Source organism: Bacillus cereus group sp. BfR-BA-01349 (assembly GCF_022663795.1).
Classification (GTDB): Bacteria; Bacillota; Bacilli; order Bacillales; family Bacillaceae_G; genus Bacillus_A; species Bacillus_A cereus.
In genome coordinates this window covers 1-23,578 of the sequence record NZ_JAKUGE010000046.1, presented here as the reverse complement: position 1 = coordinate 23,578, position 23,578 = coordinate 1, and the positions used below count along the sequence as shown (strand labels likewise).

The following is a 23,578-nucleotide window of genomic DNA, read 5'->3' as shown; positions in this document are numbered from 1 at the left end:
TTTCATAAAAAAGCATACGTATATTGTTATTCATTGACAAGTACTTTCTCTTTTTCTGATACAGATAATGTTTTTTCTTTCTTCTTTGACATTACCTCTTTATCGGAAATACGTAAAGAAAATAGTAGTGCTATGAGCAAAAATATTGCTGACCCAATTAATGCTGCTTGATATGGTAAAAAATCGGATTGAACGTTATTACCTCCAAAACCAGCTAGTATACTAGCTAAAACCGCTACTCCTATTGCTGAACCTAGTCGATTTTGCACATTGAATATAGTAGTCGCTCTCCCCATAGAAGGCGGCGTGATATTGTTAAAGGCAGAAAATTGAACCGCACCGACAGATTGACCTAAGAAAATACCGATACCAAACAATAATGCCCGGATTTGCCACGGATTCGTATCGTGATTTACAAAACTCAATAAAACAAATATAACCGCCGTACATATTAATCCAATAGAAATTACCTTTCGAGCTCCTAATTTCTTATATGACCATGGTACAATTTGTGAAGAAATCATTAATCCAATCGCCTCTGGAAATGTCGTAAGTCCTGATTCCAGTGCAGAAACTCCTATCACATTTTGATACATAAGAGGAAAAACAAATAACATTCCTAATAAACCAGCTGATGAAAATAATGATATAATGCTCATCTTTCTAAAGACTGGTTCTTTTAATAAGCGTAAATCTAACATCGGTTGCTTTACTTTCAGTTCTACAATTATAAACAATGTAATGAATACAACCCCAGCTATCCCAGTACTCATAATTTCTGGAGAAATCCACCCTTTTGATGGTCCCTGGCTGAGTGCATATATGAGCATCGCAAATCCTGGTGCTGATAAAATAAAGCCGAGCGAATCAAAGCGACCAGCTGATTTTTCAACATGTTCTGCTAAAAATAGAAGTCCAAATAGCAATGCAACGATTCCAAACGGTAGATTAATATAAAATGCCCAACGCCAAGACATTTGATCTACAAAGAAACCACCGATGATAGGACCAATTGCTGGTGCTACAGCAATTGGAAGTATAATGAACCGGGAAATCTTCGGTCTTTCCTCTGGTGAAAATGTTCGAAATAACATCGCCATTCCGACCGGTGTTAAAAGCCCTCCGCCAGCACCTTGAATAATACGGAAAATATTCAATGAAGTAATATCGTTAGCCATTCCGCATAAAGCAGATGCAATTGTAAATACGAAAAGAGCAATTAAAAATACTCTTTTCATACCAAAACGATCTCCTAACCAACCAGAAATCGGAAGGAAAACAGCTAAACTAACTAAATATCCAAAATTCACCGTCCCCATTGCAGATGGAGGTACTTGTAGTTCTCTACTTATCGTTTGCAGTGCTACATTTACAATCGTTGCGTCCATCGCAGCCATAAACATCGCAGTTATATAAACGATACTTACAACTACTTTTGGATTTAGTTTTTCTTTCATTATCGTTTTCCTACTAATGTTTTTTCGCGAACTTGATTACCTTGTGGATTCAAATCTTTCCAGTTATATTCAACATATTCTAAGCAGCTCTGCCTACTAGCTTCTTCATATACGACATTCCAGCCAATAGGTACATCGAGAAAAGCAGGCCAGAGAGAATACTGGCCCTCCTCATTTATTAATACTTTATATGTGTAATTATCATTTTCAAATGGATTCGTCATACTCTACTTACCCCTTTCTTATTCTGCAAATATTTCGCTAATACTTGTCCAATTTCCGTAAGTGGACCTGGCTGACATAGATCTTTATGTCTACAATCAATATCGTGCTGCACAATTTGCCCATCTAAATAATTTAGCCACGTATTTGGAGAAATAGGATCAAACCAGTCTGGTATAACAGTAGATCTAAAGAATAAGATATCTCCGTTATAAACTTTCGGTACATATTTCCCTAACAACCCTACTGAATTTACATATGTTTCTTTCAAGTTCAATATAGTCTCTTCTTCAAGACTTGCTAATGCACTTCCATCTTTACGAAGGATTTCAACTGCACTTTCCATTGTAAGTGGTTTACCATCCATGTTATCTGGGTCATATCCGCCTAAAGCAAGTAATGCGATTAACGCCTCCTCTTCAGTAGGCGCTTCCGTATTCGGTAAGAAGTGTCCAGGATAAGAGTCAAGCATAACGAGTAATTCTACTTCTTCCCCTTCATTTTGTAATTGCGCCGCCATTGCATGCACAACATTTCCTCCAAGCGACCAACCTAGTAAACGATATGGTCCATGAGGCTGTACTTCACGAACATGTTTCAAGTAATCCGCCGCCATCTCCTCTAAACTTTTTGGAAGTTCTTCATTTTTAGCAATACCTCGTGCTTGTACACCATAGATTGGATAATCTGTTCCTAAAGATTTCATAAGTCCTGCATAGCACCAACTTAATCCACCAGCTGGATGTACACAAAATAGTGGTAATTGATCCCCGCTTGCTCGTAATGGAAGCAACACATCAAGTGCACTTTGACCATTCCCCATCTCAAGTCTTTCAGCTAACCCTGCAACAGTCGGTGCTGCAAATAAAGTGCCAATATTTAGTTCCACTCCAAGCGCCTCTTTCATGCGGCTCATAAGTTGCACTGCAAGGAGTGAATGGCCACCAAGATCAAAGAATCCGTCATCAATTCCAATTTGAGGTACACTTAGCACTTCTGTAAACAAGTCACATAACATTTCTTCTTGCGGTGTTCTTGGACCACGACTAGAAGATGATGCAATAAATTCTGGAGCTGGCAATGCCTTTCTATCTAATTTACCGTTTGGAGTTAAAGGTAACTCATTTACTACTACAAAAGCGTATGGAACCATATAATCTGGTAAACTACCACTAGCAAACTGACGCATTTCATTCGTATCAATCGCTTCATTATTTGATGCAACGATATAAGAAACTAACCGTTTATCCCCTGGTTGATCTTCACGTACAATAACGGCTACTTGCTCAACTTTAGGGTGCTTCATTATGACTGCTTCTATTTCTCCTAATTCAATTCGGAACCCACGAATTTTGATTTGATGATCTGCACGTCCTATATAATCTAGCGTCCCATCTTTACGCCAGCGAGCTAAGTCTCCTGTACGATACATTCTTGTACCTGGCTTGCCAAATGGATCTGCGATAAAGCGTTCAGCCGTTAATCCTGCTCTTCCTAAATATCCACGCGCAAGCCCTGCACCTGCAACATACATTTCTCCAACTACTCCAGGTGGCACTGGTTGTAAATAGTTGTCTAACACATACACTTTAAGGTCAGGTATACTGCACCCAATTAAACTATTTGCTCGTAAAGAGACGATAGTTTCATCTATTTCAATATAACTAACATGTACTGTCGTCTCCGTAATACCGTACATATTAATAAGCTTTGGTGCGTTATGAGGATGTCGACTATACCAATCTTCTAAGCGACTTAGCTCAAGTGCTTCTCCTCCAAAAACAACATATCGTAAAGATAATTTTTGACCAATCTCTTCATTTTCACGATCTGCTTGCATCAATTGATAGAACGCTGATGGAGTTTGGTTTAAAACCGTAACCTTTTCTTTAACAAGAAGCTGTAAAAATTCTTTCGGCGAGCGACTTACAGTATGTGGCACTACAACTAAACGCCCTCCATATAATAAAGGTCCCCAAATTTCCCAAACCGAAAAATCAAAAGCATATGAATGGAACATCGTCCAAACATCGTTTTCGTCAAACTGGAACCAATGATCAGTTGCTCCTAAAAGTCTTACTACATTTTGATGAGGTATCATAACGCCTTTCGGTCTACCTGTTGACCCTGACGTATAAATAACGTAAGCAATATGTGATGGAGATAATGGCTTAATGCGTTCCACTTCATCAATATTGTCTTCACTATATTTCTCAACTTCTGCTATTACTTTTACATTATCAATTAAAACTTTTAGTGCCTCATTACATTCAATTTCCACTTCTGAATTCGTTAAAACACATGATGGTTTCGCATCGTGTAGCATAAATGAAATACGGTCTGCTGGGTAATCTGGATCTAACGGAAGGTATCCAGCACCAGCTTTAAGAACAGCTAATAAGCTTACAACCATGTTTAATGATCTTGGCATCGCTAAAGCAACGAGTTGATCAGGACCAATCCCTTTTGCTATTAGGAATCGAGCTATTTTATTTGCTTTTCTATTTAACTCTTCATAAGTTAATTTCTTATCTTCAAAGACAACAGCAATAGAATTTGGATTTATATGAGCCTGCTTTTCAAATAATTGTGGCAATGTCATTTCTGGTGCAATTTGAAAACCACCATTCCACTTTTCTAACACTGTATTTTTCTCTGCTACAGTTAATATTTCTAATGTGCCAATTGATCGATCCGGATGTTTCGCTGCATCATCTAATAACAAAATAAATCTTTCTATTAGTTTTTGAACCGTTTCACGTTTATATAAATCGGTACTAAACTCTAGTAATCCATGTAAACCCTTCGGAGTACCGTCACCCCCGTTACTCTCACTAATTTCAAATGTTAAGTCAAATTTTGCAGAACCGACGCTTTGAATTTCAAGGCTCGCTTCTATATCCGGGGCATCAAAGATTGCTTCTGGCGTATTTTGGAAAGCTAACATAACTTGAAACAACGGGTGGCTGTTTCGAGTACGCACTGGGTTTAACACTTCAACGAGTCGTTCAAATGGAACATCTTGATTTTCATAAGCTGCAAGATTTGTCTGCTTTACTCTATTCAATAATTCTTTAAAACTTGGATCTCCTGATGTATTTGTACGTAACACTAATGTATTTACAAATAAGCCGACTATGTCAGAGAGTACATCATCATTTCTTCCAGCAATCGGACTTCCAATTGGTATATCAGTGCCTGCACCTAATCTTGTAAATAGTGCACTAAGCCCTGCTTGCAATACCATAAACAAACTAGCTCCATTTTCACGTGCAAGCTCTACTAACCTACTATGCATACCTTCATCTATATGAAAATGAATTGTTTCCCCGCGGTAACTCGTCTCAATTGGACGCTGGAAATCTGTAGGTAACTCCATTTGGTCTGGTAAACCTTTAAGTTCTTCTTTCCAAAAATCTAATTGTGTTGAAATAAGACTCTCTGGTGTCGTTTCATCACCTAGCAATTGCTGTTGCCAAAGTGCATAATCTGCGTATTGAACGGGAAGTGACTCCAGCTGAACTCTGTCACCTTGACATCGCGCTTTATACGCCGCTGTAAAGTCTCTCGTTAACGGCTGTAATGACCAGCCATCACCTACAATATGATGTAATAGAATTAATAATACATGTTCGTTTTCACTCACTGTAAAAAGTTGCAAACGAACTGCCGGCTCAAAATCGAGGTTAAAACTATACCTTACCGCCTCTGAAAGTACACTTTCTAATTCATCTTTACATGTATTAGTTATAACCATTTCTAGATTTAAGTTTTCCATATCTAAAATTTTCTGATAAGAACTACCTAATACGTTAGGGAAAATTGTTCTAAGTGTTTCATGTTTCTCAACTACATCATAAAAAGCACCTTGTAATGCTTCCCGATTCAATATTCCATTCATACGAATGACTAGCGGAATATTATAAGTAGGACTTGGACCTTCTAAACAATTTAAGAACCATAACCTGCGCTGTGCAAATGAAAGTGGAACTTCATTTGGCCTACTTGCTTTCTGAATAGCTGGTCTTGCACTTTTTGCATCGTTTAATTGTTTCGCCAGTTCGGCAACAGTTGGTGATTCAAATAGTTTCCCGATTCCTAATTCCACACTTAACGTTTCACGAATTCTTGCCATTAAACGAGATGCGAGAAGTGAATGTCCACCCATTTCAAAGAAATTATCATCAATGCTAATTCGAGAAACACCAAGTACTTCTGCAAATAAATCACATAATATTTCTTCTTTCGGATTTCTAGCAACTCTCTCATTGTTCATTCCATTAAAATCAGGAGCAGGTAATTTCTTTCTGTCAACCTTACCATTTGGCGTTAATGGTAATTCTTCTAGCACAACAAATGCCGATGGTATCATATAATTCGCTAAACTTTCTGAAACATAAGAACGAATTTCTGAAAGATTAATCGGTTCCTTTTCTTCTGCAACGATATACGCAATGATGCGTTTATCATTTGGACGATCTTCTCGTACTATTACTACCGCTTGTTGAATATTTTCATGTCGTTGTAATACCGTTTCAATTTCAGCTAATTCAATTCGGAATCCACGAATTTTAATTTGATGATCTGCGCGACTAATGTACTCTAACGCACCATCACTACGCCATTTCACAAGATCTCCTGTACGGTACATGCGCTTCCCTGATTCTCCATAAGGATTTGCAACAAACCGTTCAGCTGTTAACTCAGGTTTTCCTAAATATCCGCTTGCAAGTCCTTCCCCTGCAGTATATAATTCCCCAATAACTCCAGGTGGAACTGGTTGTAACCCTGCATCCAATACATACACTTCTGTATTGCAAATTGGCTTTCCAATAGGAGGTATACCCTTTTCACCTTCATCAATGTTCATGAAAGTAGACCAAATCGTCGTTTCAGTTGGTCCATATAAATTAGTTATTGAGCAACCTAATTCTTTTAATTTATTTGCTAAATGCGCTGAAAGAGCTTCACCACCAACTAGTATGTTTAGCCCTTGTAGCTTCTCTGGATAATCAGTTACTAACGCCTGCCAAAGCGTCGGTGTAGCCTGCATAATGGCCACTCTTTCTTCATGTAAAAGTGTCGTTAATGCAGAAGGCTCTTGTATGTCTTCTTTTTGCGCAATTGTTAAACTTGCACCACTAATAAGAAGTAAATAAATTTCTAGAGCAGAAATATCAAATGCAAACGTTGTAACTGCTAATAAATGATCATTTTCATTTAATGAAAACTTTTGTTGCATAGCCATTAAAAAGTTACTTAAACCTCTCATAGGAACAATTACACCTTTTGGGTTTCCTGTTGAGCCTGAAGTATATATTGCATAGGCTGGGTTTAAAAGTGATACATCATTCTTACATGCTATATTCATACGAGAATATGTATATAACGCTAGTTTCGTTTCTTCTTCATCTAATACAATTTTTTTCATATCATTTTCTATAACTAACTTAGATGAAACAGATGAATGTGTTATGATACAAACTGGTTTTGCATCATTTACTATATAATTAATTCTTTCTGCTGGGTATTCTGGATCTATTGGTAAATACGCTGCACCAGCCTTTAAGACTGCTAGCATACTAACTACCATTTCTATTGATCTAGGGAATACTAAAGCTACAAACTGGTTTGGTCGTATTCCTTCTTCTACTAAATAATGTGCTAGTTCATTCGCTCGTTCATTTAGCTCTTTATACGTAAGGTTTACACCTTCACAAGTAATGGCTAGTTTATTGGGATTTTTTTGCACTTGTTTTTCAAATGATATAGGCAGACTGATTAACTCATCGTCTTCCTTCGTTTCATTCCATTCCAATAAAACTTTATGATTTTCTTCAGGCAGAGTAATGTTTATTTTTCCAATCGACTCGTTTTTCTCATAATTATTTACTACTAATTCAAATAGATTCATAAATCTTTCTTTATGCAATGCTAGCTCCGCGCCATTATATACTTCAGGATTTGCATCAAAACGTTTATATACATTTATTGATAAATCATCGACAGGTCCTGCTGATAAATTATGCGTAATACCACGATTCCCAGCAAAATTTAGCCCGTAATCAAAAGGCATAACATTCACTAACGGTCCAAACAACCTTTGATTTTCACCTAGTAACTTTAAGTCTCTTCTTAATTCCTCATGACGGTATTTATAATGGCGACGTACATCTCGGATTTCTTTAGAAACTTGTTGCAATAATTCCGCAAGAGTTATATTTGGAGTTACTGTAATACGAAGTGGCACTAAATTCATTACCATACTTGGTGTATGAATAGATACCGAACCTAGACGTCCCATCATCGGTAAACCTAAAACAATATCATGTGCACCTGTTAACTTATGCATATAGATACTTGTTACAGCGACAATGAATTCCGGCCAACTTGTTAACGAAATATTGATATCTTCTAATAAAGTTTTCGTGCTAGAACTAGATAAATAAGCTGTTTCTCGTGAAAATCCATTTGATGTTCTCGGTGCTCGCTCTGCCAAGCTTACAACTTCTGGTTCATCCGCAAATTTTTCTAACCAAAAAGTACGATCTTCCTGAAATTTTTTAGACTCACGATACTCAATATCTTCTTGCACGACTTTTGTAAGAGAATCAAATGGCTTTTCATTCTTGTTTGTTTCTTCTATAAGTGATGTATACTCATTCGCTACTTTTTGGCTAAGAAGTGAAAATCCATAGCCATCCATCACAATGTGATGGATGCGCTGATACCAAAAGAAACGATTATTTTCAACTTGAATAAGTGCTTCAGTAAATAATGTATCTTTTTTCAAATCGACTGGCATAGATAAATCATTTTTCATCCATACTTTAGCAGCTTCTTCAGGGTTTTCTTCTTTACGAACGTCAATAAAATGCATATGAAACTGTGATTCTTCAATAACTTGCCATGGGCCAATTTCATCCTCCTCGAAGCGAACATGAAGTGCTTCTGCTTCCATTACAACTTTACGTACAGCTAATTCGAAAATTTCTTGATGAATATTTCCGTTTATTTCTACATATTCCCCAGTATTGTAAATTGGATTAAGCGGATCTAATTGTTGCGCAAACCACATACCAGACTGCGCAGATGATAACGAATGACGAATCTTTTGACTGTTAGGCATTCTTTACTACCCCTTTATTATGTAGTCTATTTGTTACAGCACCTGTGCTGTTTGTGAAGATAGTAAACTGTACCAACCTGCAACAGTTGGACGTTCTGCTAAATCTGCAAAAGTGATTTCTTTCCCTTCACGACGCCACTTCTCTACTAAACTCATAATTCTGACCGAATCAAGCCCTCTATTTAATAAGTCCTCATCAATATCAATACTCTCTACTGGCTCACGAAGTAGTTGTGCAACTAGTTCATGCACTTCCTGTATAGTGATTCCTTCACTCTCATCATCTTTTACACTTTGTAAATCGTTTAACAGTAGGTTTGTTGATGTCGTTACTGCACATCTATTAGATGCATACTCCAATGCTTGTTTATGATGCTCTAGTGAAAAATCAGCAACTGCATCTGCTACAAAGAACGGCTCTATACCATCCATAAATGCTTCACAAGCTGTTAAAAGACAGCCAATATGCGCATAAATACCGCAAATAATGAGTTGATCTTTTCCTTGTTCATTTAAAATTTCTAATAGATTTGTCTTTTTAAATGCACTATATCTCCATTTTGTGAGGAATATATCATCCTCATCAGGAGTAAGTTCATCAACAATTTTCTTTTTATCTGGTCCAGCAGGTATACCGTCACCCCAAAAGTCTTGTAATAAACCTCGTTGTTCTAACGTTTGCCCACCAGGTTGTGCTGTATAAACAACTGGTATACCAAGTTCCTTACATTTTTCTCTTATCATTTTAATATTTGAAATAAGTTCTACTTTTGGGGATTCTTTATCGCTATATGCATCAAGAAAATATTCTTGCATGTCATGAATTAAAAGCACTGCACGTTTCGAATCTGGTGTCCAATTCACTTTATTTTTTGGTAGTTCTGATTCAATTGGCATTTTATATACTGAAATAGATGGGATGGCCATCTAATCACTTCCTTCCGGTTTTTATTATTGTTTTACTGTAATAAGTTTTTCAGCAATGACTTTACGTAGTTCCTTTTTGCTGACTTTTCCGACTCCTGTTTGCGGGAATGATTCAATAAATTCAATTCGATCTGGAATTTTATAAGCCGCTATACCACGTTCTCTTAAAAACATTTTTAATTCACTTACTGCCGGAACTTGTCCGCGAGCTATAACAAAAGCACAGGTGCGTTCACCTAAATAATCGTCAGGCATAGATACAATTGCTACGTCATGGACCGCATCGTGTGCTAATAGATGATTTTCAACTTCTTCCGCGGCGACTTTCTCACCACCACGGTTAATTTGATCTTTATCTCTTCCTTCTACAATGATGTATCCTTGTTCATTTACTTTTACAAGATCACCTGTGCGATAAAACCCATCCTTTGTAAATGATCGTGCATTATGCTCTTCGGCTTTATAGTAACCACGAATTGTATATGGACCTCGTGTTAATAAACTACCTACTTCGCCCGGTTGTACATCGTTGTCATTTTCATCAACAACTCGCACTTCATCGAGTGCAGACATTGGTCTACCTTGTGTATAAGTAATAATTTCTTCCGGATCATCTAATCTTGTATAGTTCACTAATCCTTCCGCCATACCGAATACTTGCTGTAACGTACATCCAAATGTAGGGCGTATACGTCTTGCAACCTCAGCACTAAACTTAGCACCACCTACTTGAATAACCTCTAGGCTTGATAAATCGGCATTACGAGAAGATGCAGCATCAAGCCAAATCATTGCTAATGGCGGAACGAGCGCTGTAATTGTAACTTTTTCTTTTTCGATAAGAGCAAAGGCCTCATCTGGACTACCACCAGTTGCCAATACCACTTTTCCACCCGCATAGAAAGTTCCAAATGTCCCTGGAGAACTCATTGGGTAATTGTGTGCTACTGGAAGAACTGCCATATAGACGCTTTCTGCATTCAAATTACAAATTTCAGCGCTAACACGCAAACTATAAATATAGTCATCATGCGTTCTAGGAATTAATTTAGAAAGACCTGTTGTGCCTCCTGATAATTGGAGAAATGCAACATCACTTGGCTGAACTTCTGGTAATGAGACGGGATCCATATACAGATCATTTATGTTCACAAACTCTTCTTCTTCTCCCACTACAATTACATGTTGTAAAGTTGGCACTTTCTCTTTCACTTCTCTTGCTAGTTTTCGATAATCAAAACCGAAAGCCTTATCTGAAATAACGTAAGCGCTCGCCTCGCCAAACTCACAAAAATAACTAATTTCACTACTTCGATGTGAAGGCAGTGCAAAGACAGGAAGCGCTCCAATTCGAAATAGTGCAAAACATATTTCGAAAAACTCGATAATGTTAGGTAACTGGATTACAACTCTGTCCTCTTTCTTTATTCCTAAATTGAGTAAACCTGCTGCTAAACGATCTACCTTTTTATTAAGTTCACTATATGTTATATGCTTCTTACCACTTACAACCGCGATTTGATCTCCATATTTCTCAGCCCGCTCTCTTAACACTCCTCCAAATGTTTCACCAAGCCAACATCCTGCTTCTCGGTAACGATCGGCAAATTCTTTTGGCCATTCTGTATAACCTACTAGCATTCTTTCTTCCCCCTATTTTTCATTAAGTGAACTATCTCTTAACCCTAAAGCTTTTAGCATTGTTTGGAACTTAGCTGATGTTTCTGCTAACTCATCTTCTGGTTTTGACTCAGCAACAACCCCAGCTCCTGCATATAAACGCAGTGTATTTTCTTGTACTTCAGCACAACGAATTGTAACAATCCATTCTCCATCTCCATTTAAATCGCTCCATCCTAGCATTCCTGTAAAGAACTCGCGGTCAAATGGCTCAATATGCTGTATAGCTTCTCTTGCTTTTTCCATCGGAGTTCCGCAAACTGCTGGCGTAGGATGAAGGGCAATTGCTAATTGTAAAGAAGAAGTATTTGGATCCTTAAGTTCACCTTTCACTTCTGTAGACAAATGCCACATCGCTTCACTATGAATAACTGATGGCTTTTCTGGAACATGTAATGTATGACAATACGGACGAAGTGCAGCGGCAACCGCTTCAACTACTACCGCATGTTCATGTAAATCTTTTGGCGAAGAAAGTAATTCCTCTGCTCTTCTTTTATCTTCTACTGGGTCCTCACTACGTGGCCTTGAACCAGCTAACGGGTTAGAAATAACTTGCATACCATTACGTGAAACAAGTAATTCAGGGCTTGCTCCAATTAGCGTCTTACTGTTCTCTTTTTCATCTTTCGGTAAATTTACAGCAAATGTATAACCATGCTTATTATGCTCTGCTAATTCTCGCAGAAGTTTTTGCTTATCAATCTTTTCGGAAGATTTAACATCTAACGATCTGGATAGAACGATTTTCTTTAAATCACCGTCCTGTATTTTTTCAATTCCTTGCTTCACACCATTCATATAAACTTCAGGGTCTGGCACTGGTGTCATTTCAAATGTTACATTCTCATTTGTTTCAAGCTGATTTGTTGTATCCAATTGTAAACGCTCAGAAATTCTGCTATATTCTGGTACGATGAGTTGGACTTCTTTTCTACGATCAAATGGCAAAGCACCCACAACGATAGGATTTGGATTTCCAGCTTGTTTCGCATTACTTAATGTCGCTTGCACAAGCTCTGGGAAACTTTCAATTTCACGATGCTTTACTGTAGTAAACTCTCCTTCTGCTAATATCGTTCGAGTTGGTGAAGCGAAAAAGAATGAAGATTCAGTCTTATAATCTTCTAAAAGTTTTTCTGACAATTCCTTTACAGCTATATGTTCATTCATAATATAATAACCTCCTGAATTTTTATTAAACTCCTAACGTAGCACCGCCATCAACACATAAATTGTGCATTGTAATATGACTTGCTCTATCTGAGGCTAAAAATAACACTGCTTCAGCAACTTCTGAAGGTTGTGCAATTTTTTGTAATGGAATTCCGAGTCTATATGTATTTTGAGAACCAGCAATTATATTTTTAGCTCCATTCTCATCAGCCCATAGTAATCTTTGCATCTCAGTTTCAGTAGAACCTGGAGAAACTAAGTTGCAGCGTATATTGTATGCCGCAAGCTCTAGTCCTAAACATTTCATAAACATCGTCGTTGCGGCCTTTGACGCAGCATACGCAGCCATCTCCATTCTTGGCGTATTTGCCGCATTTGAACCGACTGTAACAATTGCCCCCGATTTTCTTAACATCATATTTTTACTTACCGCTCGGGACATATTGAAAACCCCTGTAGTATTTACAGAGAATGTTTTATTCCAATCTTCATCACTTAACGAATGAATTGGTCCCATACGTAAAACCCCTGCAACATTTATTAAAATATCTATTGGCGCTATTTCATTTGCAATATGATTTACCATGTCTTCAACAGCGGCGCTATCACTCACATCTAAACGAAACGTTTTCATACGTGTATTGTTTAATTCATTTTGATTTAAGAGTACATTTAACCCCTCTTCATTTTGATCAACCGCAATAACTGTGGCTCCTCTTTCTAAAAACATTTTGGCAACGACACTGCCTATGCCTTGTGCTGCACCTGTTACTAAAACTGTTTTCCCATCAAATTCCCCTAAGTTCATTTTCTCTATCCTTTCACATAAACATTAATTTCATTAAGTAACACCGATGATATTGATTTTCATTATCAGTTGTGTTGTAAAAAATAATACACTTACTAAACTAATTGGTCAAGTGCGCATTACTTTAAAATTCATTTTATTGATAATGTTTCTCAATAAACTTGTCAATCTTTTTTTATTTTTCAGATAAACCATTTTAATGCTTCTTAATAAAATCATATGTAAACGCATTAAAAGTACTTATATTATAAATAAAATTCAAAGTCCTCTTTTTAAAATTGAAGAAACTAAACTAGAGATACGTTCATTTACAATGCTTTATGAAAAACTCAAGTATATATTTTCTCAATATTTTTCTGAAAATATATCTTACAAATACTAATGAATGTCTTCTTTATCATTTAAGATTTAATATATATTTCGAATACGATGTATCAATTTATTATATTCCAAATGGGTATTCCACTCACTTTTACATCTATAAAAATCCCAAAAGTAATTTAACCTTGTTAAAATAACTCATAAAAAAGCATCCTAATTAATAGAATAGGATGCTTTTTCGTAATCATAGTGTTATAGAAGATTTGTATACTTATGCTACGCTACGATACTCTTCTTCTTTTTCTTTTTTCTGTTTAGGTGCTTGAATTAAAATTGCGATAATGAATGACACGACACATAATACACCTATTACCATGAACGTTGGTTTGAATCCACCTAGAAGTGCACCGATAAAGGAACCTGCAAGCGCCCCAAATCCAAATCCTTGATACACAATTCCGTAGTTCTTACTATGGTTTTTCATACCGAAGAAATCACCAACAATAGCTGGGAAAATAGTGATATTTCCACCAAAGCAAAACGCTACACTTGCTACACATACGAAGTAAATACCATAATTTAAATCTACAAAACTTAGAACTAAGACTGAACTCGCCATAACAACAAAAGTACCAGTAACGATTTTTAAACGCCCAATTTTATCCGATAACGGTCCTAAAATGATACGACCTAATGTATTGAAGATTGCAACCATAGCCACCGCATTAGCTGCTGTTGCTGCGCTAAGTCCTACAAGTTGAACACCAATGTCTTTTACCATACCAATTAAGTATAAGCCACTCATACATGATGTAAATAACATGATAAATAATAAGTATACTTGTTTTGTGCCTAACATTTCTTTCGTTGTGTATTCCTCAGTTTTTGTTTCATGAACTGCTCCTTGATCTGCGGCTTGATGGATTAAACAAGCACCAATTACAATCATAGCTGTAACAATTAAACCCCAGTATATAAATGCTTGGGATACACCAACTGATTCAATCAACTGTGCGTTAACGTATTTAAAGATTAAGCTACCTGAACCATATGCAGAGACAGAAATACCAGCAATTAAACCTTTACGCTCTGGAAACCACTTTATTAAATTTGATAGTGAAGTGATATATGCTGTACCATCTGCATAACCTACAACAACTCCCGCTAGTACATAAAGTAATATTAGTGAGGATGCTTGTGAACTAAGTATTAATCCTAGTCCTAATGCTAATCCAGCTATCATAATAAGTTTACGAAGTCCCCATTTTTCTTGCAATTTACTCGCAAATAAAGTTGAAAATGCTAAAGAAAGACTAGTAATTGAGAAAGTTATCGCAACAGCGTTAAGACTCCAACCATATTTACTAACTAAAGGCTGATTGAATAAACTCCATGTATATATTGTCCCAAGCCCCATTTGTACTATAACTGTGCCAAGGACAACAAGCCATGGATTAACAGGTGATTTTTTCATACCTTTCCGCCTCCTCTTTCTATTTCAATGCTATTCGCTAAATTTACTTTTTTTATGTTCATTTTGGTCACCTCTTTTGATTTGACACCTTCATTGTATAAGATGTTTTTGTTTATGTAAGCACTTACAAGGTAGAGCGTCAAAAACGTAGAATCAGTTACAAAAAACGAAGGATGAAATACAAAAACTACTTATTAAATACGTAACAGTTATTTAATAAGTAGTTTTTGTATAAGCTCGATTTACATTTGTTTTTGAACCCTTTTTTAAAAAGTGAAACTTTAATCAGCCCTCACCAATCGGGCTTTTACGGGCAACAGGGCCCTCGCCTAACTTCTTTGCTTCCACTGAATTTTGAGGCGGGGGTCTTACTGCCCAACAAATAGCGGGATAAACTTAAATAAAATATAACTTTTAACATAGGAGTACTTTATACTCTTCTATTAGAGAACAAATTTTTTTCCAATAAATAAAACTAAATATTCACTAATATATCTATCCGTGGTTTAATATATATAATAAAAAAATATTTCTGTCTTTAATGAGGAGGTACTATGAAAGCAAACGTAGGGGATACTATACTTTTTCAACGAAATAATTTAAAGATTACAGGATCTGTATTAAAACTTTATACTGAATCGGTCTTAGTTGAAATTACAAATGTAAGCGGTGGTACTTTTGAATTTGATCGAACAATTGTAAACCATAAAAACTATAAAGTTTTAAATACAAATACATAAAACACCACAAAATAGCCCCTGCTCAACAGCAGGGGCTATTTTATATAAAAATATTTCACTAGTTTATATACCCTAAAACATTAACAATCTTACTCGCTTTTAAATTGTTAATATGATAATAAATTTCTAAACCTCTTCTCTCTGCTCGTAACACTTTACCCTTCATTTTTGATAAATGTTGTGAAACAGTAGATTGCGGAATATTCAGTAACTCTGTTAATTGTGTTACATTACAAGTTTTTCTCGTACTTAATTCATTTACAATTTGCAGTCGGATTGGATGCGCCATAATTTTTAAAATATCTACATCTTCTTCTGAAACTAAAGTTTTTCTCATTTCACTCGTATATGTTGTCATAAGACATTCCCCTTTTATATGAATTCCATATTCATAAGATCTATTTCCAAATTTTTTAAAACCCTTGATTAAAACTTTCATATAGAAATAAAAGGATTTTAAATTTTTGAAAACAGAACTTACATTCACTTTATTTATTTATTTGGTACATATACATAATACAATGTTAATATGTGCTCTATGTGAAGTTCACATAAATTTGTGATGAAGATTTACTTAGCCACTCGCATCCTACTCATCTAATTACCCACTGCATAAAATCATCAGTTATTTTAACACATTTTAGGCGTTTGTATATACTATTTATAAAACAACTTTTATAAAGGGAGGATTCATATGCCTACAGCGTTACAAGAAGAAGTCGAAGAAGCACGGGAAACATATGTCAGTCGTATCATCTTAGTTGGAGGATCGACTTTATTTTTAGTAGGCGGGGTTATATCGGCAATTTCAGCTTTTAAAGCTTATAATCGTTTGGAGAATACGCCGCCTTCTACAGATAATTCATAGATATTTTATAAAATAAAACGTCGCCTCCAATATGAAGAGACGACGTTTTATGATTCATACATATGACACTAAAAGTATCGATAGATTCCCTACTCCATTTTCTAAGCTTACTTCACCACAAACCTAGTCTGACTACATCCATCCTTCTGCTTCGTTACTTCTAATACAGCTGGCATTGCGTTTTTCAGCTCTTGAACGTGTGAGATGACACCGATAAATCGGCCTGATTTTTGTAAGTCAATTAAGGCATCTACTGCTTTCGTTAATGATTCTTCATCTAATGAACCGAACCCTTCATCGATGAACATCGTTTCGATAGAAATACCACCTTCATATGCTTGAATGACATCTGCCATTCCTAGCGCTAGGCAAAGTGATGCGTTAAATTTCTCTCCGCCGGATAGTGTTTTTACATCGCGTGTTTGACCAGTGTATGCATCGTACACATCTAAACCTAATCCACTTTGACGGTTTCTTTTTTCAACTCGCTCACTTCGTTTTAAATAAAATTGTCCATTTGATAATTTACGTAGTCGTTCGTTTGCGATTTGAACGATTTGTTCTAAATACTCAATTAAGATGTAACGTTCAAATGATATACGACTTTCGTTATCACCTTTCATTACTTCATATAAATCAACAAGTTCTTGGAAGGCTTTTTCTTCCTCGTGAATTTGTTCGTCAATACGTCTAATGTTTTCATGTAAATCAGAAATATATGTTACCGCATTTTGCGCACGTTGACGTTTTTCTTTAATTATATCGAGATTAATTTCTAGATCTTTTATGTGTTCACCTAAAGATGTAATATCCATATACTCTTGATCTTTTAATTCTGAGTTTAACTCTTCAATTTGTTTTGCAAGTACTTCAAGCGATGAATAATAACCTTGAATTTCTTTTTGTAATATCTCCATCTCGGCATCGCTTAATTTGGCTTCTTTATACGTGAATTGATCTGTAAACCCACTTTGTTCTAGCTCTTTCATAAAGCGTGCGAAAGTCTCTTCTTTCTTTAATTTTGCACTTTCAAATTGATTAGAAGCACCTTTTTGTTCAGCTTGAATACGTATATTTTCATTTTGCCAATGCTGATACGCTTCCTGCACTTTCTTCCATTCGTCCTCCATTAACCTAAGTTCCTGCATAGCTTGATTAAACTGTGCTTCCCAAGCTTGTACTGTTTGTAAGTTTTCTGGAATATTTCGTTTATCATGTTCATATGACGTACGAAGTTGCATACACTCCATTTCTGTACGGTGCTGCATTGTTTCCACTTCTCGTTTTTGTTTCTGAAGTTCTTCTATTTTTTCTTCTACGCTTTTCATGTTCGCAGCAATCTGCTTACGTGTTTCTTCACTTGCTTTTAACGTATTAACATCTGCAGCTAATTGTTTTCCTTTTTGAACAAGTGCACTATATGTTTCAGCTAATTTTTCCGAATTGTAGCCGCGCTTCACAACTTCTTCTATCACTTGTTCATATTGTAGTCGATAGAAATTCCATTTCTCCTCTACTTGCACATGGAATTTTTCAGCAATGTTCTTCTTATCTCTTAAATCGTTTAACTCTTTTTCATCGATCGCATTACTTTGCTCTGTAGCTTTTTGTGGATGATTCGTACTACCACATACCGGACAAGATTCACCGTCATGTAAATGAAGAGCTAATATACCAGCTTGTTCACTTAACCAGCGGCGCTCTATGTTTTCATATGCACGAACTGCCACTTGCATTTTATTATTTGCCGCTTCTTTTTCTTGCTCGAATTTTTGTTTTTCTTGCCAAACATCATATGCTTGTTTTAAAACTTTTGCATCTTCTCGCATATTCGTTAGTTCTTCCACTTTAGCTACATATTGCTCAAGTGCTTGTTCTAATTGCTGCAATTCATCAGACATTCTCTGTTTTTGGTTTGTATGCTCTTCTAGTTGTTGATCTAACTTTTGCATACTTTCTTTTAATTTCCCTATTTGAATTTCGGCATTTTGTAAATTCAGCTTTCTCTCAGCTAATGATTCAATGATCGCTTGTAACTCTTCTAATCTTTGAACAAGTTTTTTAGCATCTTCTCGTTCAGCTTCTTTATTCTTTACTACTTCATACTTCTCCTGAGCAAGTTCAAAGCTATTCATTATCTGTTCTTGTTTGACGATTATCTGTTTTAACAAACTTTCAGCTTTCTGCTCATTTTCCATCGCTTCTTCATACCATTGTTCAAATGGTAATAAGTGCTTTGCTTGTTCCGCACGTTTAAAGAATTTTTCTTTCCTTTCAATTGCTGCACGGTTCTCTTGTAAAGTGTTATATTTCTCATTCTTTTGTTGTAAATCTATAAATTTCTCATTTACAGATTTTGCTGCATGAAAACGTGTTTCTGCATCCTTTAATTGCTTCGTTTGAACATCTTGTTCTACTTGTAATTGCTCAACCTCTGCCTTATACACGGTTGTTTCTTGTTCTAACGCTTCTACTACTTGATGCGTATTTTCATGTTCTTGTGCCACTAATGTCTCTAATAATGCTCCATCACGGATTGGTAATTTAAAAACATTACGGAAGTATAACTCTCGCTCTTTCTGCTTTTCTTGTAAGACGTCTTTCCATTGTTTTCGTTTTTGGTCAAGTAACTCACGCATTAACTTATAACGATCCGTTTTAAAAATACGACGTAAAATCTCTTCTTTGTTTTCCGTCTCAGATGTTAATAATTTTCGGAATTCCCCTTGGGGTAACATAACAATTTGGCTAAATTGATGTTTACTTAACCCAATTAAATCTTCCACTTTTTTGTTTACGTCTGTTACATGAAAACGATCGACGGCTGGAACGTTTTCTCCATCAATAACTTCATATAATTCTACTGCATGTCCTGTAATGGTCTTATTCCCTTGTTTTTTATGTCCAAGTTGTCGTTTTATTTCATAGCGTTTCCCTTTTAATTGAAAGGTTAGTTCAACACTTGTATAAACATTATCATCAGCAAATTGACTTCGAAGCATGCTCGTATCACTACGTTCTTCTCCACTAGCCTCACCATATAACACATAACAAATCGCATCAAAAATCGTTGTTTTTCCAGCTCCTGTATTCCCAGAAATAGCGAAAATACGATGTTCTCCAAGATCTTCAAAATCGATTATTTCTTTCTGTTTATATGGCCCGAATGCTGTCATAATAAGCTGAATCGGTCTCATCCTCGTTCACCTTCCCGTTCTTGCACTGTTTGTAATACATCTATAAATAGGCGTTCTTTCTCTTCTGATAAATCTAACCCTTTCATTTCTTTATAGAAAGCCTTTAAAAGAGATAAATCATCCGTTTTATGTCTTGAAACAGTTACTTCATTTGTATCTGTGAGTTCTCGTCTTTGCATCGCTCTTTCAACGTGCATTGCATTTGGATATACAGATCGTATTTTCTCCATTGGCTGTAAGACAGGGTTTTCGTCTAATAATTTTACAAATACGTAATCTTCACTTACTGGGTGCTGTAATAATTCATCTATTTTCGCTTCTACTGTTCGCATTTTACGACGTGGTGAAAGTAACCTTTTTTCAATTGCTACTTCACCAGTTTCATTCAGTTCTACAATGTAATAACCTTTTTTATGTTTCTCTTCAGAAATTGAATAGGCAAGTGGTGAACCTGAATATCGAATCGTCTCATTACGTACGAAATGCGCTTGATGTAAATGTCCAAGCGCTGTGTAATGAAACTTATCAAAATAATGACTATTTACATATTCAGCACCACCAATTGAAAGTGGTCGTTCTGCATCACTTGTATTCTCCTCCGCTTCTCCTGAAGAAGTTACAAATGCATGTCCAACAAATACATGTCTAGCTTCTTTATCCATCGTTTCAGAGAGCTCATTCATAAAAATGCGCATCGCATCATCATGAGAACGTACGTCTTCATTTTTCAACACGTGCCTCACTATGCTTGGGTCTGCATACGGTATTAGATGGAAGTGAACCTCTCCATATTCATCATTTAGTACAACAGGTTCATACGGGAATTGAAATTGACCTGCAATATGCAAGCCCTGTTTTTTCATTAAACTACTTCCAAAATGGATACGATCCGGACTATCATGATTACCAGCTACTGCAATAACTGGTGTTTGTAAATCAATAACTATTTTTTGCAGCACATCATTTAATAAGTCTACTGCTTCTGTAGGTGGAATTGCTCGATCATATAAATCCCCTGCAATAATTACAGCATCAGGTTTTTCTTCTTCAACAGCCTGTACAAACTGATCTAATACAATCTTTTGGTCTTCAGTCATATACACGCCATGAACAAGCTTACCTAAATGCCAATCCGCTGTATGAAATAACTTCATATTTTTCTACTCCTTTTAATTTACTGATTTTAGTGAAACGAGTTGATAGTTTATTATAGTTTTTCCGTTCTCCCACTCTAGCTTTAATATCGTTGCACTTCCAATTCTTTCTTCATTTGATTTATATAAAGGCAATATTTCTTGAACTGTAAATAAGTGATAACCATCCAATATTAATTGAAATATATTTTCTTCAATATGTAATCTTACTTCTTTTTCATTTGAAATAATTTTTGTGTGCATCTCAAATTTCATGATAGATACAACCCCTTTTTATAATCTCTACATTTTAATAGTATAGTGGCTATGCAAGATTGACAAGTACATACACAGCAAAGTACACACTTTTCTATTGTTATATGTTTTATGTATTTTATATAAAATACGGTATGTGAAATTTTATATTTTTCCCAAAATAAAAATGCCTATTGTGACATCTTTATTTTTGTATAAAGTCTTTCATTACATAATATAAAACGGTAATTAAAACGATTGCGACGAAAAATGAGAACACTGCGACAATGTACCCATCTTTATTTAATAAAATACAGAATGAAATAGATATTATAAAAATCGGAAATACGAGACGTACTTTATCCTTCACTTCTTCTGTCGTATCTGTATGATGAAAATACTGCGTTATTCCTATCATTAAAGAAGACAAAATAATAACCGAAAATAGTAAAGGTCCTGGCATTCCGATTTCTCCTTTCTCTATTTCTAATTCAGTGTAAAATTTTTTATTACAATTGTACGATTCATTTTTTCTTCAAACACTCTTTTTAGAATTGATAATGAACAATTCACACCTATATAATAGCGCTTTTATCATTATAACTTCAAATAATTACACTTACAGTAATGTTGTAATATTCCCCCTCAGTCTCTGAAATCCTGCAAAGATAACTCGTCAAAATATGCGGTGACCAAATTAATATTTACCGTCAACTTTTGACGAAATTTATAAAGGACATTTCAGTACATATCAAGAATTAAGAATAAGAAGATATGTAAGGGCGGATGCATTATGACTGAACACGTTTTATTTTCTGTTAGTGAAAACGGCGTTGCAACAATTACTTTAAACCGTCCAAAAGCACTTAATTCTTTATCTTATGACATGTTACAACCTATCGGACAAAAACTTAAAGAGTGGGAACACGATGAGCGTATTGCACTTATCGTGTTAAAAGGAGCTGGCACAAAAGGTTTTTGTGCAGGCGGCGACATTAAAACTCTTTATGAAGCGCGTTCCAATGAAGTGGCATTGCAACATGCAGAACGTTTTTTTGAAGAAGAGTATGAAATTGATACATATATTTATCAATATACAAAACCGATTATTGCTTGTTTAGATGGAATTGTAATGGGCGGTGGTGTCGGTCTTACAAATGGTGCGAAGTATCGCATTGTAACTGAGCGTACGAAATGGGCAATGCCAGAGATGAATATCGGCTTCTTCCCAGACGTCGGAGCTGCATATTTCTTAAATAAAGCGCCTGGATATACAGGACGATTCGTTGCTTTAACAGCATCTATTTTAAAAGCTTCTGACGTATTATTTATTAATGCTGCTGATTACTTTATGACATCTGATTCATTACCAAAGTTTCTTACTGAACTTGAAAGTGTAAATTGGCATAAAGAAGATGATGTACATACTAATTTAAAAGAAGTTATTCGTACATTTGCAACTGCTCCAAACTTAGAAAGCGAGCTTGCTCCTTCAATAGAAGTAATCAATTCACATTTTGCTTTCGATACAATTGAAGAAATCATCCATTCATTGGAGAAAGATGAAAGTTCCTTTGCTCTAAAAACGAAAGAAACACTGTTATCAAAATCCCCTATTTCACTAAAAGTAACATTAAAACAGTTTATTGATGGAAAAGATAAATCCGTTAAAGAATGTTTCGCTACGGACCTTATACTTGCTAAAAATTTCATGAGACATGAAGATTTCTTCGAAGGAGTACGCTCCGTTGTCGTTGATAAAGATCAAAATCCGAATTATAAATATAAACAGTTAAGTGACGTTTCAGAAGAAGATGTGAATCGTTTCTTTAACTTACTTAATGCATAAAATGAAACTGTCATGAGGGGGTGTTTCGTTCATCCCCCACCTAACTTCTTTGCTTCAGCTAAATCTTGTGCGGTAAAAATCTTACTACCCGCAAATAGCGGTATAAAATCGAGGCTATATAGTAGCTGTAATTACAGCTACTATATAGCCTTTTTATTTAATGCTTTTTAAAAAAATTTAATTTTATTAAATCCATTTTTGTGCTACACTATTTTTAATCAAATATTCTAAAAATAAAAAGGAGGGGCGGCTTGGTCATCTCCCTGTCAAGTAGACAGTAATAAAAAGAGTATTATGCCACGGCCTTTTCCCGATATTCTATCGGGGAAAGGCCGTGAAGTT

16 protein-coding genes are annotated in these 23,578 nt (G+C 35.7%); 3 read left to right on the top strand and 13 right to left on the bottom strand.

Annotation, left to right across the window (positions count from 1 at the left end):
• Nucleotides 1-26: 26 nt before the first annotated feature.
• From MR169_RS21520 to MR169_RS21485, 8 genes are all read right to left on the bottom strand, one after another.
• The gene (locus tag MR169_RS21520; protein ID WP_242319999.1) at nucleotides 27-1,457 is read right to left on the bottom strand and encodes an MDR family MFS transporter; all 1,431 of its coding nucleotides are present in this window, start codon (nucleotides 1,455-1,457) and stop codon (nucleotides 27-29) included.
• Nucleotides 1,457-1,681 carry an MbtH family protein gene (locus MR169_RS21515; RefSeq protein WP_000184059.1) on the bottom strand — a complete coding sequence of 75 codons (225 nt, stop codon included), beginning with the start codon at nucleotides 1,679-1,681 and terminating at the stop codon, nucleotides 1,457-1,459. Before MR169_RS21515 ends, MR169_RS21520 begins: the two co-directional genes overlap by 1 nt.
• Complete coding sequence (locus MR169_RS21510; protein WP_242319998.1) at nucleotides 1,678-8,808, bottom strand: amino acid adenylation domain-containing protein; 7,131 nt, start codon at nucleotides 8,806-8,808, stop codon at nucleotides 1,678-1,680. The genes MR169_RS21515 and MR169_RS21510 overlap by 4 nt, the downstream gene beginning before the upstream one ends.
• 33 nt (nucleotides 8,809-8,841) lie before the next feature.
• A complete protein-coding gene (locus MR169_RS21505) occupies nucleotides 8,842-9,735 on the bottom strand; it encodes an isochorismatase family protein (RefSeq protein ID WP_001007287.1) in 894 nt (297 codons plus the stop codon).
• 24 nt (nucleotides 9,736-9,759) lie between these two features.
• Nucleotides 9,760-11,376 carry a (2,3-dihydroxybenzoyl)adenylate synthase gene (locus tag MR169_RS21500; protein ID WP_098782410.1) on the bottom strand — a complete coding sequence of 539 codons (1,617 nt, stop codon included), beginning with the start codon at nucleotides 11,374-11,376 and terminating at the stop codon, nucleotides 9,760-9,762.
• Between the two features lie 12 nt (nucleotides 11,377-11,388).
• On the bottom strand, nucleotides 11,389-12,588 hold the full coding sequence (gene dhbC / locus MR169_RS21495; RefSeq protein WP_001002075.1) for an isochorismate synthase DhbC: 1,200 nt from the start codon (nucleotides 12,586-12,588) through the stop codon (nucleotides 11,389-11,391).
• A gap of 25 nt (nucleotides 12,589-12,613) precedes the next feature.
• Entirely contained in the window at nucleotides 12,614-13,399 is a 786-nt protein-coding gene (gene dhbA / locus MR169_RS21490) for a 2,3-dihydro-2,3-dihydroxybenzoate dehydrogenase (protein ID WP_001048430.1), read from the bottom strand.
• Nucleotides 13,400-13,991: 592 nt separating this feature from the next.
• Complete coding sequence (locus MR169_RS21485) at nucleotides 13,992-15,194, bottom strand: L-lactate MFS transporter (protein ID WP_016117767.1); 1,203 nt, start codon at nucleotides 15,192-15,194, stop codon at nucleotides 13,992-13,994.
• Nucleotides 15,195-15,748: 554 nt separating this feature from the next.
• On the opposite strand from MR169_RS21485, the gene MR169_RS21480 reads away from it, so the two are divergent.
• Nucleotides 15,749-15,934 carry a YkvS family protein gene (locus MR169_RS21480; RefSeq protein WP_000646793.1) on the top strand — a complete coding sequence of 62 codons (186 nt, stop codon included), beginning with the start codon at nucleotides 15,749-15,751 and terminating at the stop codon, nucleotides 15,932-15,934.
• Nucleotides 15,935-15,992: 58 nt separating this feature from the next.
• Here the strand turns inward: MR169_RS21480 and MR169_RS21475 are convergent, their stop codons facing one another.
• The gene (locus MR169_RS21475; RefSeq protein WP_000214801.1) at nucleotides 15,993-16,292 is read right to left on the bottom strand and encodes an ArsR/SmtB family transcription factor; all 300 of its coding nucleotides are present in this window, start codon (nucleotides 16,290-16,292) and stop codon (nucleotides 15,993-15,995) included.
• A 336-nt stretch (nucleotides 16,293-16,628) separates the two neighbouring features.
• Here MR169_RS21475 and MR169_RS21470 point away from each other — a divergent pair, with 336 nt between their 5' ends.
• A complete protein-coding gene (locus tag MR169_RS21470) occupies nucleotides 16,629-16,802 on the top strand; it encodes a hypothetical protein (protein ID WP_001141668.1) in 174 nt (57 codons plus the stop codon).
• 107 nt (nucleotides 16,803-16,909) lie between these two features.
• On the opposite strand, the gene MR169_RS21465 is transcribed toward MR169_RS21470, so the two are convergent.
• From MR169_RS21465 to MR169_RS21450, 4 genes are all read right to left on the bottom strand, one after another.
• A complete protein-coding gene (locus tag MR169_RS21465) occupies nucleotides 16,910-19,999 on the bottom strand; it encodes an AAA family ATPase (protein ID WP_242319997.1) in 3,090 nt (1,029 codons plus the stop codon).
• Entirely contained in the window at nucleotides 19,996-21,153 is a 1,158-nt protein-coding gene (locus MR169_RS21460) for an exonuclease SbcCD subunit D (RefSeq protein WP_000765150.1), read from the bottom strand. Before MR169_RS21460 ends, MR169_RS21465 begins: the two co-directional genes overlap by 4 nt.
• 15 nt (nucleotides 21,154-21,168) lie before the next feature.
• Entirely contained in the window at nucleotides 21,169-21,408 is a 240-nt protein-coding gene (locus MR169_RS21455) for a DUF2584 family protein (RefSeq protein WP_000667345.1), read from the bottom strand.
• A gap of 184 nt (nucleotides 21,409-21,592) precedes the next feature.
• On the bottom strand, nucleotides 21,593-21,850 hold the full coding sequence (locus tag MR169_RS21450) for a hypothetical protein (protein WP_242319996.1): 258 nt from the start codon (nucleotides 21,848-21,850) through the stop codon (nucleotides 21,593-21,595).
• Between the two features lie 330 nt (nucleotides 21,851-22,180).
• Here MR169_RS21450 and MR169_RS21445 point away from each other — a divergent pair, with 330 nt between their 5' ends.
• Nucleotides 22,181-23,236: an enoyl-CoA hydratase/isomerase family protein gene (locus MR169_RS21445; protein ID WP_000134923.1), complete on the top strand. Its 1,056-nt coding sequence runs from the start codon at nucleotides 22,181-22,183 to the stop codon at nucleotides 23,234-23,236.
• The last annotated feature ends 342 nt before the right edge of the window (nucleotides 23,237-23,578 follow it).